A 12,710-nucleotide genomic window follows, 5' to 3' on the forward strand; every position below is an offset into this window, starting at 1 on the left:
ACGCCCCCGCCGCGTGGCTGGAAGGTGCTTCGGGCCCAGTGGTCACGGCGGCCGAAAAGATAGGGTAGTGTTGATCAAGCGACGCGGGGTGGAGCAGTTCGGTAGCTCGCTGGGCTCATAACCCAGAGGTCACAGGTTCAAATCCTGTCCCCGCAACTATGGAAAGACCCCGTTCGGCATACCAGCCGGACGGGGTCTTCTTTTTCCGTGGATGAGGGTAGTTCCTAGTATTCTCGTTCGCAGGGCTTGCGTGCTGCGAGCACCTGGCCAGTCATTCTCGAGAGGAATGTAGTTCGATGTCCACACCCACGAAGAAGCCCGGCACCGCCACGGGTAAGCGGTCCCGACTCTACTGGGGCGTCCCGGCCGTCCTCGTGGCGCTGGTACTGGTGGTCCTCGCTGCCCGATGGCTGGTGGGCCTTCCCGCCGTGGCTTCCTTCGTGGCTGACTACCCGGGGCATTCGGAGCTGCCGGACTCGGCCCCGCAGGGCTTCCCTGCGTGGCTGGCGTGGCAGCACTTCCTCAACGCCTTCTTCCTGCTGCTGATTATCCGAACGGGCTGGCAGGTACGGACCACCACCCGCCCGAGCGCGCACTGGACCCGCAACAACAAGGGCCTGATCCGTACCAGGAACGCGCCAACGAAGATCAGCCTTGAGCTGTGGTTCCACCTCACCCTGGACGCCCTGTGGATCCTCAACGGGCTGGTGTTCGCTGTTCTCCTGTTTGCCACGGGCCAATGGATGCGGATTGTCCCCACCAGCTGGGATGTCTTCCCGAACGCCCTTTCGGCCGCGCTCCAGTACGCCTCGCTGAATTGGCCCACCGAGAACGGCTGGGTCAACTACAACGCGCTCCAGCTGCTCACGTACTTCATCACCGTCTTCATCGCCGCACCGCTGGCGTTCATCACCGGGCTGCGCATGTCCGGTGCGTGGCCCAAGAAGGCTGCCGGCCTGAACAAGGCCTACCCCATCGAGTGGGCCCGTGCAGTGCACTTCCCGGTGATGATCTACTTCGTGGCCTTCGTGGTGGTGCACGTGTTCCTGGTCTTCGCCACGGGGGCGTTGCGGAACCTCAACCACATGTACGGTGTGCGTGACGATGACGGCTGGTTCGGCTTCTGGGTCTTCGCCGCTTCCGTGGCAGTCATGGTTGGCGCCTGGTTCCTCGCCCGCCCGCTTTTCCTGCGCCCCGTCGCCTCACTGATGGGTAAGGTCAGCCGCTGACCCTGCCGGCCCGTGCAGGCGGTCAGGAGTCCTTGAGCTTCTGGTAGGCATCCAGTGCCCGCTCCCGCGACTCCGGGAGCTCCACCAGGGGCTGGGGGTAGCCGTCCAACTCCGCCGTCCATGGTTCGTGGACCGCTTTGCCCTCAAGGCCGGCGATCTCCGGAATGAAGCGGCGCAGGTAGTCGCCGCCGGCGTCGAACTTCTTGCTTTGGGTCACCGGATTGAAGATGCGGTAATAGGGGGAGGCATCTGCGCCCGAGCCGGCCACCCATTGCCAGTTGGCGGGATTGTTTGCGGCGTCGGCGTCCACCAGGGTGTCCCAGAACCATTGTTCGCCCACCCTCCAGTCGGTCAGGAGGTTCTTGACCAGGAAGGATGCCGCTGCCATGCGGACGCGGTTGTGCATCCACCCGGTCTGCCAGAGCTGCCGCATGCCGGCGTCAACCAGCGGGTAGCCGGTCTGGCCCTGTTGCCACGCAGCCAGTTCCTTCCGGCTTAGGGATCCCCATTCGAACTTCTCAAAGTCCGGCCGGAAGCTGCGGGTGGCCAGTTCCGGATTGTGGTAGAGCAGGTGCCAGTTGAATTCGCGCCAGCCGAGTTCCGAGCGGAAGATGCCGACGTCGGCAGGAACCTGCCGCGGATGGCGGCGACGGATCTCACGCCATACCCGGAACGGACTGACTTCACCGAACCGGAGGTACGGAGACAACCGGCTGGTTCCTTCAGTGCCGGGGATGTTCCTTCCGGTCCCGTAGTCCTCGATGGGACCATCCAGGAAGTCAGTAAGGCGGTCTACCGCGCCCTTTTCGCCGGGCACCCACGTTTCGGCCAGTCCTCCGCTCCAGTCGGGCGATGTGGGCAGCAGCTTCCAACTGCTCAGGGAGTCGCTTGACGGGAGGCCCGGGCCGGAGGAAGCGGGTTCGGGAAGGTCTTGAGGAGCGTCGAAAGGATCCCTGATGTCGCCGGCTGCCAGGCAGGCGCGCCAAAACGGTGAGTAGACCTTGTACGGGCCGCCGGCGCCGGTCCTGATGGTCCAGGGCTCGAAGAGCAGGTTGGCCTGGAAACTGGAGGCTTCGATGCCGTTCCTGGCAGCCCATTCCTTCAGGCCGGCGTCGATATCGCGTTCCGGTCCGCCGTAGCGGCGGTTCCAGAAGAGGTGGCCCGCATGCGTTTGCGTAGCCAACGAAGTGATGACATCGGCAGCCTTGCCGCGGCGCAGCACCAGCCGCGAACCCTTGGCTTCCAGGTCGGCGCCCAGTGCCGCCAGTGAGTGGTGGAGCCACCACCGGCTTGCCCTGCCGAGCGCCCGAACGCCGGGCGACTCCTCGTCCAGTACATAGACCACGGTCATCGGTGCACCGAGGTGGGCAGCTTCGGACAGGGCAGGGTTGTCGTCAAGGCGAAGGTCGTCGCGCAGCCATACGAGTGACGTCAGATCTGTGGAAGCCATGCCACCACGCTACACACCGGGGAACGGCAAAGGGCCGGGACTTTCCGTCCCGGCCCCTCAGCGTTGGCAATTACCTGCGTTCGCAGGCTCAGAGCTTGTCGAAATCCGCCTCATCCACATGGGATGCGGAAGCGGCCGAATTGCCCGAACCGATGGCCTGGGTGCTCTTGCCGCCGGACTTCAGTGCGGCCAGGCGGGCCTCGATCTCCACCTGCTCACCAAGGTCTTCCAGCTGGTTGAACTGTGCATCGAGACTCGATGCAGCGAGTTCCTGCTGGCCGCGGACCTTGGCCTCTTCGCGGCGGATTTTCTCTTCGAAGCGTCCCACCTCGCTGGTGGGATCCATGATGTCGATGCTCTTGATGGCGTCGTGGACCTGCGACTGTGCGGCCGCGGTCTTGGACCGGGCCACCAGTTCGTTGCGCTTGCTGGTGAGCTGGTTGAGCTTGCCCTTCATCTGGTCGAGGCCGGTCTTGAGCTTGTCGACCACTTCGCGCTGCGAGGCGATGCTGGGCTCCGCGCCCTTGGCCTCGCTTTCGGCAGCCATCTGGCGCTGCAGGGCCACCTTGGCCAGGTTGTCGAACTTCTCGGCGTCCGTCACATCGCCGCTGCTGCGGAACTCATCGGCCTTGCGGGAGGCTGCCAGGGCCTTGTTGCCCCAGTCGTGGGCATTGCGGACATCCTCGTTGTAGTCGTCTTCGAGCATGCGGAGGTTGCCGATGGTCTGTGCCACGGCTGACTCAGCCTCGGCGATGTTGTTGGTGTAGTCCCGGACCATCTGGTCCAGCATCTTCTGCGGATCCTCAGCGTTGTCCAGCAAGGAGTTGATGTTTGCCTTCGCCAGCTGAGCGATGCGGCCGAAAATGGACTGCTTAACCATGGTGTTACCTTTCGTCCTGCTCTGTTGTGGCCACTGCTGCCGGTGAACAGTGGTGTATTGCGCCTATCCGCCCGCCGGCATTCCGGCGGGCGCCTAGCTTGTGGTGATCAGAAGTCGCCTCCGCCGCCGGAGTCGCCGCCCCAGCCGCCGCCCATGTCGCCGCCGAAGCCGCCGGAGTCTCCGCCGAAACCGCCACCGCCGTCGCCGTGGCCGCCGCCCCAACCGCCACCGCCGCCGCCGTTGAGGATGGAGTTGATCAGGATGCCGCCCAAGATGGCGCCACCCAGGCCGCCGCCTCCGCCGCCGCCGCCGAACATGCCGCCACGGCCGTACCCCTGGTTGGCGTAGCCGTCAAAGTGGTCCACGTCCGCCTGCGCCAACTGGGCTGCCTGCGCGGCAAGGGCATGTGCCTGCTGTGCGTAGGTGAGGGCTGTGACGGGATCGGTCCGTGCGATGGAGAGCGCGTAGTCCAGGTTCCGCTGTGATTCCGCCAAACGGGTCCGTGCCTCAGTGCCGACGCCGCCTCGGCGGGCCGTGATGTAGTCCGAGGTGGCGCTGATCTGCGCCTGGGCGGACATGATGGTCTGCTGCAGCGAGGCCTGGGCCCGGCGCGCCTGCTCCTGCTGGTCGCGGATTCCGGTCAGCGACTGGTCAAGGGACTGATGGGCAGTCTCAACCCGCTGCAGCGTGGCAATGGGGTCGATCTTGCCACCCTGGATTTCGGCTTTGACCTGGGCAAGGGCAGCCTCGACGCCTGCTACCGGGCCGGCAAGCTCGGGATGGGCGCCGGATTGGATCATGGCCCGGGCCTGGGCCAGGTCCTGGGAGGTGTCCACCACCGCGGCCTCAAGGCTGTTCCGGGCCTCGTCCAGGCTGGACGAGAGCTTGGAGATGGCATCCATCAGGACATTCGTCTGGTGGAGGCTTTCCTCGGCAGCGCGTACGGCCACGGCGGCGAGGCTTGCTTCGCCCTCGTCGAGTTTCTGCTGTGCGGCGGTACTGGCGTTCTTGACGAAGGCGAGGCGTTCCTTGGCCTGGAGGATGTTGTCGGACACCTGGGCCAGGGCACTGTCGGCGTACTTGGCGCGCAGTGTGGTGAGCGATGCCTCGGCGTTGGTAATCTTCGCGTCGGCGTCGCGTGCTCCGGCATTGACGGCGGCCAGGGCCTGGGGCGCATTCTTTTCGAGTTCCCGCAGCGAGTCGAAGTCTGCCTTCTGCTCCTGCAGGGAGGCCAACGCGGCCTCTGACCGGCGGATGATCTCGCCCAGCCATGTCCGCTGCTGCTCTTCAGTGTCCGGGATGTGGTCGTCGAGCTGTTGCTGGAGCTTGAACGACTCGGTCATGTGGGCTTTGGCTTCGTCTAGGGCCTTGGTGAAGTTGCCAACGGCGGAGTCGCCGTATTGAGCCTGGGCGAACATGAGTTCCTGCTCGCTGGACTTGATGGCGTCATCAGCTTCGATCAGCAGCGACCCGCTCTTGCGGCGCAGCTCCTCGACCGTGAGGGAAGCCAGCGGGTCCACCTCGCCACCCTGGGGGCCGTAGCTGGCGCTCGAAGCCTGACCGGCTGCCTTCTTGCGGCGGTTTCGGAAGTACAGGTAGGCGCCGGCACCGCCGGCGGCCACAACGCCTGTGCCCACGAGCACCGCGGCACCGGCGCCGCCTTCGGACGGGAGCTTGCCGCTGCCGCCGCCCGCGGCGTCGCCGATCGCCGATGCCGCGTTGATTGCCGCCTGCGCGTAGTTGTCGTTGGCGAGCTGCGGCCCGATGGCTGTCGACTTGATGTTGTCGATTTGGGCGGTGGTGAACTTGCTGCCGCCCTTGTTCAGTGTGTACTGCCTGACACTGGGGTCGGTGGCAATCGCAAGTATCAGGGCATTCGGCCCCAGGTTCGCCTTCTGCGCTACTTCGTCAGTCCAGGCTTCGCGATCCGTGGGGTTTTCGAACTTCTTCACGGTGACGACATGCAGCACGGTGGCGTGGTCGGTACCAAGCTTCTTGATGGCAGCTTCGACCTTGGACTTGTCTGCGCCCAGCACTCCGGCTGAGTCGACGATCTTGCTCTGGGGATCCAGGCTGACCGGATCTTCGGCCCAGGCCGCGCCGGCGGGCACCGCAAGCAGGCCGGTAAGGCCAACGACGGCGAGAATACGTTTGAACTTTGACCGCATGTGCAACCCTTCAGCACGCCTGACACCGATTCCGGACGAATCAGTCGTCACGAAATCCAGCAGCGCCCCCACGCTTGGTGTGAAGCCGCAGGTCGCTGTGGCATTTCATCTTGATTCTATGGTGCACCCCACAGGCCGTCCATTGAGCTGAATATGCCACCAGCGAAACGTTGGGGGCAGGGCGGCTTCCAAGGGAGGTGATAGCTGGTGATCAGGCGCCAGCCGCGTTCAGCAAGCTCCCAGCAAACATCCGAACTTGTTCCAGCGACGGGGTACATAGTTAATGCAGACGAGGATGAAAGGAAGTCCCATGACTGAGAACCAAAGTTCCGGACACGGCCCCGAGGACCGGTCCACCAGCCGGAACCCCTGGCAGCAGCCCACCATGCCGGGAGACGGTCCCACGGACGCTCGGCATGCGGACAGTGCGGGTGCCGGTCCGGATGAAGCAGGAAACCAGGGCGCGGACGGCAATACTCCTACCCACGCGAACACCGGGGGAGTTGACCAAGGGCGCCAGTACCCCACGGAACAGTTTGACCGGCATGCCACGGACAACCCCACCCGGGAAATTCCGCGGGGCCAGCACCCCGAGTACCCGCAGCGCCAGCCCTTCTACGGCCAGTCGGCCTATTACGGGCAGAATCCGCAACACCAGCAGACCCAGCACGACGGGAACGCGCACCACTACGGCCAGCCCGCTGCCGGAACTGCCCACGGGGCGCCGGCCGGCGGCGTAGGACTTGCCCCCAACGCCAAGGATGCTCCGCGGCGCAAGGCGACGTTCGGCGTCGGGACCCTGGTGGCCAGCATCCTTGCTGCCGGCCTCGTCGGCGGAGGCGTTGCCACGGTGGGTTCCGGCGAGCTGTTCGGCAGCACGGGAACCTCCACTACGGCCAGCAGCAACAGCCAGCCAGGCACCGTGATCGTCAATAACCAGGACAGCGTCAATGAGATCACCGCGGCAGCCGTAAAGGCTTCGCCGAGCGTGGTCACCATCAGCGCCACCAGCGGGAGTTCCGGCGGAACCGGCTCGGGCATCGTCCTTGACGACCAGGGCCACATCCTTACCAACACCCACGTGGTGACCCTGGACGGCCAGTCCGCCAATGCCAACCTGGAAATCCGCACCAGTGGCGGCAAGGTGGTTCCCGCCAAGCTGGTGGGTACCGACCCGTTGTCAGACCTTGCGGTGATCAAGGTGGATGACACATCCGGCCTCACGCCTGCCACCCTTGGCGACTCTTCCAAGCTCAATGTGGGCGACACCGCCATTGCCATCGGTTCACCGCTGGGACTCACCGGCACCGTGACGGACGGCATCGTCTCAACCCTCAACCGCACCATCAGCGTGGCCTCATCGGCAGCGCCCGAAGGCGGTGACAACAGCCAGGGCGGGGACGAGGGCTTCCAGTTCGCGCCTCCCGGCGGCGGCCAGAGCCAGCAGAATTCAAGCCAGGGATCCATCGCCATCAATGTGATCCAGACTGACGCGGCCATCAACCCGGGCAACTCCGGCGGCGCACTGGTCAACAGCAAGGGTGAGATCATCGGCGTGAACGTTGCCATCGCCTCCGCCGGCTCGGGCACCTCATCCTCGTCCAGCGGCAACATCGGTGTTGGCTTCAGCATCCCGATCAACAACGCCAAGCGCGTGGCCCAGGAGATCATCGACACCGGCAAGGCGTCCCACGGGCAGCTGGGGGTCAGCGTCAAGGCAAAGACGACCTCCGGAGCATCCTCCGAGTTCTCCGTCGGCGCAGACGTGGCCACGGTCGAAGCCAACTCGCCCGCAGCCAACGCAGGGATCAAGGTGGGTGACGTCATCACCAAGTTCAACGACCTCGCCATCGGTGAGCCCAACCAGCTGACCGCCGCTGTCCGCGAACAGCCGGCAGGCTCTTCCGTGAAGATCACCGTCCTGCGCGGCGGCCAGGAACAGACGTTCGACGTCAAACTTGGCACCGCGGCCAGCTAGGGCAACTACACCGGTGAACCGGCAATAACGACGGCGGCGCCGCACCTTCGGGGGCGGCGCCGCCGTCGGGTGGACCACCCGGCCGCCGGGTTTCCGGATGCGGGCGTCCGCGCAGGGAAACGCACGGACACAGGGGTTAACCGGGCGTCACATGGCGGCCGCAATATGGTTAGCTAGACCTACCCGCATGCCGGGCACTCCGCGGCCACGACCTCACCCGGCTGGCTGTCCACAAGCATGGAAGGCTGCTGTCACTACAGTGGAAGATACTTTGAAGATTGTCGTCCTGGTCAAGCATGTACCGGACGCCCAGTTCGACCGCCACCTCAACGGGGAGGGCAACACTACGGACCGCGATGAAAGCATCCTGTCAGAGCTGGACGAGTACGCGCTCGAAGCGGCGCTGCAGCTCGCCGAGGCACGCGGCGGCAGCAAGGCCGGCAACCAGGTCATCGCCTTGAGCATGGGCCCCTCCGGCGCAGTCAACGCCGTCAAGAAGTCCCTGCAGATGGGTGCCACCGAAGGCGTCCACCTCACCGACGACGCCCTGGCAGGCTCCGACGCGGCCGCAACGTCGCTCGCGCTTGCAGCAGCCATCCGGCACCTCGGCCAAGTGGACCTGGTCATCACCGGCATGGCATCCACTGACGGTGAGACGTCCCTGGTGCCGGCACAGCTGGCCGAACGGCTTGGCCTCCCTCAGGTGACCTTTGCTTCCTCGCTGGAGGTCGCCGGCGGCAGCCTGACTGCGCGACGCGACGCGGACACTTCCTCGGAAACCGTGGAAGCGCCACTGCCCGCCATCGTGTCCGTGACGGACCAGATCAACGAGCCCCGGTACCCCAACTTCAAGGGAATCATCGCTGCAAAGCGCAAGAGCATCGCCACGCTGTCCCTCGCGGACATCGGAGTTTCCCCCGACCAGGTTGGCTTCGCCGGCTCCTGGACCACGGTGACCAGCGCCGAAGAACGGCCGCCGCGGACCGCCGGCACCATCATCACCGACGAAGGCGACGCCGGCATCAAGCTGGTGGACTTCCTGGCCGCCCAGAAGCTGCTCTAAGAGGATCACAGACATGGCAAAAGTACTCGTTTTCATTGACAACCCGGGCGCAGCCCTGAAGAAGAGCAGCCTTGAGCTGCTCACCCTGGCCCGCTCGCTGGGGGAGCCCGCCGTCGCCGTCAACGGTGAGCTCACCGACGCCGTCGCCGCCTCCCTTGCCGAATACGGCGCCGCGGCCGTGTTGCGGCCCTCTGCCCAGGACCTGAACGATTTCCTGGTTGCCCCCAAGGCCGCCTTCCTGGCGAACGCCGCAGAGAACACGGGAGCCGGCGTCGTCCTGCTGGATAACTCGCCGGAAGGCAAGGAAGTAGCGGCACGCCTGGCCATCCGGCTCAACGCCGGCGTCATCACAGACGTCGTGTCCGTGGATGCCGACGGAACCGCCCACAAGTCGGTCCTGGCGGGGTCCTACACCACCGCCTGCAAGGCCAAGACCCCTGTGTCCGTCCTGACTATCAAGGCCAACAACGTGGTACCGGAACCGGCGGCAGCAGCCTCGGCACCGGAAACCGTCACTGTGGAGGTTTCGGCCGGAACCGTTCCCGCTGCCCGCATCACGGCCCGCGAGCAGAAAGCGGCGAGCGGACGCCCCGACCTGACGGACGCACGCGTAGTGGTGGCCGGCGGCCGCGGAATGGACGGTGACTTCGGCCCCGTCGAGGAACTGGCAGACGCGCTGGGCGCTGCCGTGGGTGCATCGCGTGCGGCTACCGACGCAGGCTGGATCAGCCACGACGCCCAGGTGGGGCAGACCGGCAAGACCGTTTCGCCGCAGCTTTACATCTCAGCAGGCATCTCGGGGGCCATCCAGCAGAAAGCCGGGATGCAGACCTCCAAGGTCATCGTGGCCGTCAACAAGGACGCCGAGTCGCCAGTCTTCGAAATCGCGGACTTCGGAATTATCGGCGACGTGTTCGATGTGTTGCCCCAGGCAGCGGCGGAAATCAGGAAGCGCAAAGGCTGACCTTGGCTGCACTGATTCAGCAGGACCAGAGCCCGTTCAATCCGGAAATCCACCGGGTGGAGCGGGTGCTCTGTTTCGCGGCCCACCCGGATGACATCGACTTCGGCGCTGCCGGGACCATCGCCGCCTGGACGGCAGCAGGGGTGCAGGTAAGCTACTGCATCATGACCGACGGCGACGCCGGGGGATTCGATCCGGCCCACCGGGCAGACATCACCGCCATGCGTGACGCTGAGCAGCGAAGGGCCGCCGAACTGGTGGGTGTCACCGACATCCATTACCTCCACGAGCGCGACGGCTACCTCGAACCGACGCACGAGGTGATGCGGGGAGTGGTGCGGCTTATCCGCGAAATCCGTCCCGACGTCGTGCTTTCCATGCACCCTGAACGTAACTGGCAGCGCATCCAGAAAAGCCATCCGGACCATCTGGCGGTGGGGGAGGCCGTGACACGCGCCGTCTACCCGGCGGTCGAAAACCCCTTCGCCTACCCGGAACTGGCTGAAGCGGGACTCGAGGCCTACAAGCTGCCGTGGCTGTGGCTCTATGCGGGCCCGGAAGAGCGCGAAAACCATGTTGTGGACGTGACCGGCCACGTGGACGCGAAGCTTCAGGCCATTCACGTGCACGTGAGCCAGCACCCCGATGTGGCAGCCATGGAGGCAGCCGTCAGGCAGGGTATGAGCGTCAACGCCCAGCGGGCCGGGCTTCCGGCCGGCCAGAGCGCAGAGGCGTTCCATGTGGTGGCCGTGAACGGTCCAGGCACCATCGCCGGCTTCTAGCCGCCAAAGCAGAACACCCCGCCTCCTTCGGGAGGCGGGGTGTTCTTTGCATTCAGGGTCCGGCTACGCTCCGAGCGGAGCCGCTGCGACAGTGGGCAGGGTGGGGGTGCGGGAACCGCCCACAGGCTCCACGGTGATTCCTAGCGTTGCGGCTGACGAAATACCTTCAACCACAGCCGGCTTGGACAGGGCTTCCTTGTCCATCAAACCCTGGGAAACTGGTGCTGAACCGTCCTTGGGAATGAGCCACATCTGGTAGACCTTGCCCGCCGGGGGCGCCGGAACGCCGTTCATCTTCACCACTGCGGCGTTTTCCGAGGGCGAAATGAGCAATGTCGCCGTACCGCCGCCGGTAACGTCCACAGACGCTTCGCGAAGATCCGATGCCCTGACGACCTGGTTGACGGGATCGTTCTGGTCTGCGAAGTAGGCTCCCAACCCGACTCCGCCCAGGGCTATTGCCGCGGCAGCAGCAACGCCCGCGAGCCAGCGGCGTGTTCCCGAAGGCCGGCGCCGGTCTTCCCGGCGCTGGCGCGCCATGGCGAGTTCATCGCCATCGGCCGCGGCGGGCACTGTTGCCGGTGGGGCTTCGGTGGCCACTGCGTGCGCCGGAAGCTGGGCGACAATCCGTTCAAAGAGATCTGCGGGGGGTTCTTCCTCGACGCGGAAGGTGGCAGCCAGCGTTTCCCGCGCCTGGCGGACCCTGCCGAGGAAGGCCTGCCGCTCGGGCTCGGGTGCGGAGAAGACGTACTCGTCGATGGCGCGCCGCTCGTGGTCCGTCACGGCGTCCAGGGCATAAAGCTCCGCGAGATCCACGGCCCTGCCTGATGCGAGGTCCGCGGCAACCGTATCGCCGAAAGATCGGCCGTGGTGTCCTTGGTTCATGTCTGTCATCTCAACTCACCCCCAAACAGGTCTTCAAGCGGATCAGCCCGTCGCGGATTCGGGACTTAATGGTTGGTACTGCAGCGTTCAGCCGTTCAGCGACTTCCCGGTAGGTAAGGCCCCCGTAATAGGCCAGGCGTACTGACTCCTGCTGCGTTTCGGTCAAGGTCTCCAGGCAGCGGACCACAGCTTCGGCTTCCAGCCTGCTGCTGACCTCGTCGGAAACGCTGTCATGTTCGATGTCCTGCGAGCTCGCTCCGTATTTCGCTTCGCGGTCGGTGGAGGATTGTGCCGATCTCACCCGGTCCACGGCGCGCCGATGGGAAATAGTCATCAGCCAGGAGAGCGGGCTCCCCGCCGAGGAATCGAACTTTGCTGCGTTCTGCCACACCTGCAGGAATACCTCCTGGGTGGTGTCTTCGCTGAGTTCGGGATCGACCAGCACCCTGCGCGCCATGCCAAACACCCTGCGTGACGTGAGCCGGTAGAACTCGGCAAACGCTGCCTGGTCGCCGCGCGCTATCCCTTCCAGCAGGACTGCCAGTTGATGGCTGGAGTCAGCCGGGGGATCTGTTACTGCTGCCACAGCCTCGCTGTTTGGCGCCTTGGGAGTCTCCATTGCTTCCAAGCATAAGTCTCCTGGCGGAGAATCTTTAGCAATGCCATTGACATGCCGAGCGGGTCTGGACCCTGCCTCCAGAAGTGTCACCTGCTCCTCCTCCATCACGCGTGCGACGATTCCCAGCTGTAATTCGGGGCTGCGGAGCGCATGGATGGGCCGCCTGGCGGATTTCCTGAAGGCACCCGGCTCTGGCGCGACGCGGGGTGATGATGCCTGATTAGACTTTGGCGCCGGCAAACCCCTGCTGCCGCCACGCCTCATAGACGGCGATCGAGGCGGCGTTGGCCAGGTTGAGGGAGCGCAGTGCGGGCAGCATGGGCAGCCGGACCGTTGCCGTGACGTGCGGGTCGGTCTTCACCTCGGCGGGCAGGCCGTCGGATTCGCGGCCAAACATCAGCACGTCGCCGGGTTGGTAGGCGATGTCCGTGTAGCTGGCCGTGCCATCGGAGGTGAAGGCGTAGACGCGTTCGGGCTGCAGGTGGCGCCACGCGTCCTCAAGGGTGGCATGAACGGTGACGACGGCGAGGTCATGATAATCAAGGCCTGCCCGCCGGAGCTTCGCATCAGAAAAGTCGAAGCCCAGCGGCTCAACGAGGTGCAGTTCCGCACCGGTGATGGCTGCGAGCCGGATGGCGTTGCCCGTATTGCCGGGAATCTCGGGTTCGTGAAAGAGGATGCGGAACACCATC

General features: G+C 65.1%; 11 protein-coding genes and 1 tRNA gene. 6 read left to right on the forward strand and 6 right to left on the reverse strand.

The window, feature by feature from the left end:
- Positions 1-82: 82 nt before the first annotated feature.
- A tRNA-Met gene (locus QE394_RS16650) sits at positions 83-156 on the forward strand.
- A gap of 140 nt (positions 157-296) precedes the next feature.
- Positions 297-1,229 (forward strand): cytochrome b/b6 domain-containing protein, encoded by a 933-nt coding sequence (locus QE394_RS16655; RefSeq protein WP_056084918.1) that lies wholly within the window; start codon positions 297-299, stop codon positions 1,227-1,229.
- Positions 1,230-1,251: 22 nt separating this feature from the next.
- On the opposite strand, the gene QE394_RS16660 is transcribed toward QE394_RS16655, so the two are convergent.
- From QE394_RS16660 to QE394_RS16670, 3 genes are all read right to left on the reverse strand, one after another.
- Entirely contained in the window at positions 1,252-2,679 is a 1,428-nt protein-coding gene (locus tag QE394_RS16660) for a deoxyribodipyrimidine photo-lyase (protein ID WP_268156953.1), read from the reverse strand.
- 88 nt (positions 2,680-2,767) lie between these two features.
- Positions 2,768-3,559: a PspA/IM30 family protein gene (locus QE394_RS16665; protein WP_056084922.1), complete on the reverse strand. Its 792-nt coding sequence runs from the start codon at positions 3,557-3,559 to the stop codon at positions 2,768-2,770.
- A 107-nt stretch (positions 3,560-3,666) separates the two neighbouring features.
- On the reverse strand, positions 3,667-5,727 hold the full coding sequence (locus QE394_RS16670) for a TPM domain-containing protein (protein WP_056085383.1): 2,061 nt from the start codon (positions 5,725-5,727) through the stop codon (positions 3,667-3,669).
- Positions 5,728-6,037: 310 nt separating this feature from the next.
- On the opposite strand from QE394_RS16670, the gene QE394_RS16675 reads away from it, so the two are divergent.
- From QE394_RS16675 to QE394_RS16690, 4 genes are all read left to right on the forward strand, one after another.
- The gene (locus QE394_RS16675) at positions 6,038-7,705 is read left to right on the forward strand and encodes a trypsin-like peptidase domain-containing protein (protein WP_268156957.1); all 1,668 of its coding nucleotides are present in this window, start codon (positions 6,038-6,040) and stop codon (positions 7,703-7,705) included.
- Between the two features lie 271 nt (positions 7,706-7,976).
- A complete protein-coding gene (locus tag QE394_RS16680) occupies positions 7,977-8,768 on the forward strand; it encodes an electron transfer flavoprotein subunit beta/FixA family protein (RefSeq protein ID WP_015937642.1) in 792 nt (263 codons plus the stop codon).
- 13 nt (positions 8,769-8,781) lie between these two features.
- Positions 8,782-9,732: an electron transfer flavoprotein subunit alpha/FixB family protein gene (locus QE394_RS16685; protein WP_268156959.1), complete on the forward strand. Its 951-nt coding sequence runs from the start codon at positions 8,782-8,784 to the stop codon at positions 9,730-9,732.
- 2 nt (positions 9,733-9,734) lie between these two features.
- A complete protein-coding gene (locus QE394_RS16690; RefSeq protein WP_056084931.1) occupies positions 9,735-10,514 on the forward strand; it encodes a PIG-L deacetylase family protein in 780 nt (259 codons plus the stop codon).
- A 63-nt stretch (positions 10,515-10,577) separates the two neighbouring features.
- Here QE394_RS16690 and QE394_RS16695 read toward each other — a convergent pair whose 3' ends face one another.
- The 3 genes from QE394_RS16695 to QE394_RS16705 all read right to left on the reverse strand — a co-directional run bounded on the left by QE394_RS16695 (position 10,578) and on the right by QE394_RS16705 (position 12,706).
- A complete protein-coding gene (locus tag QE394_RS16695) occupies positions 10,578-11,408 on the reverse strand; it encodes an anti-sigma factor (RefSeq protein WP_268156962.1) in 831 nt (276 codons plus the stop codon).
- Position 11,409: 1 nt separating this feature from the next.
- Entirely contained in the window at positions 11,410-12,018 is a 609-nt protein-coding gene (locus QE394_RS16700; RefSeq protein WP_349035099.1) for a sigma-70 family RNA polymerase sigma factor, read from the reverse strand.
- 220 nt (positions 12,019-12,238) lie between these two features.
- Positions 12,239-12,706, reverse strand: coding sequence for a tRNA (cytidine(34)-2'-O)-methyltransferase (locus QE394_RS16705; RefSeq protein WP_056085388.1), 468 nt, complete (start codon positions 12,704-12,706; stop codon positions 12,239-12,241).
- Positions 12,707-12,710: the final 4 nt, after the last annotated feature.

This window comes from Pseudarthrobacter sp. SORGH_AS 212 (assembly GCF_030818145.1).
Classification (GTDB): Bacteria; Actinomycetota; Actinomycetes; order Actinomycetales; family Micrococcaceae; genus Arthrobacter.

What these genes read in the sequence shown, in the direction of transcription:
- QE394_RS16695 (WP_268156962.1), bottom strand. Translation starts at nt 11,408, where the DNA reads ATGACAGACATGAACCAAGGACACCACGGCCGATCTTTCGGCGATACG.
- QE394_RS16685 (WP_268156959.1), top strand. Translation starts at nt 8,782, where the DNA reads ATGGCAAAAGTACTCGTTTTCATTGACAACCCGGGCGCAGCCCTGAAG.
- QE394_RS16700 (WP_349035099.1), bottom strand. Translation starts at nt 12,018, where the DNA reads ATGGAGACTCCCAAGGCGCCAAACAGCGAGGCTGTGGCAGCAGTAACA.
- QE394_RS16670 (WP_056085383.1), bottom strand. Translation starts at nt 5,727, where the DNA reads ATGCGGTCAAAGTTCAAACGTATTCTCGCCGTCGTTGGCCTTACCGGC.
- QE394_RS16660 (WP_268156953.1), bottom strand. Translation starts at nt 2,679, where the DNA reads ATGGCTTCCACAGATCTGACGTCACTCGTATGGCTGCGCGACGACCTT.
- QE394_RS16655 (WP_056084918.1), top strand. Translation starts at nt 297, where the DNA reads ATGTCCACACCCACGAAGAAGCCCGGCACCGCCACGGGTAAGCGGTCC.
- QE394_RS16665 (WP_056084922.1), bottom strand. Translation starts at nt 3,559, where the DNA reads ATGGTTAAGCAGTCCATTTTCGGCCGCATCGCTCAGCTGGCGAAGGCA.
- QE394_RS16675 (WP_268156957.1), top strand. Translation starts at nt 6,038, where the DNA reads ATGACTGAGAACCAAAGTTCCGGACACGGCCCCGAGGACCGGTCCACC.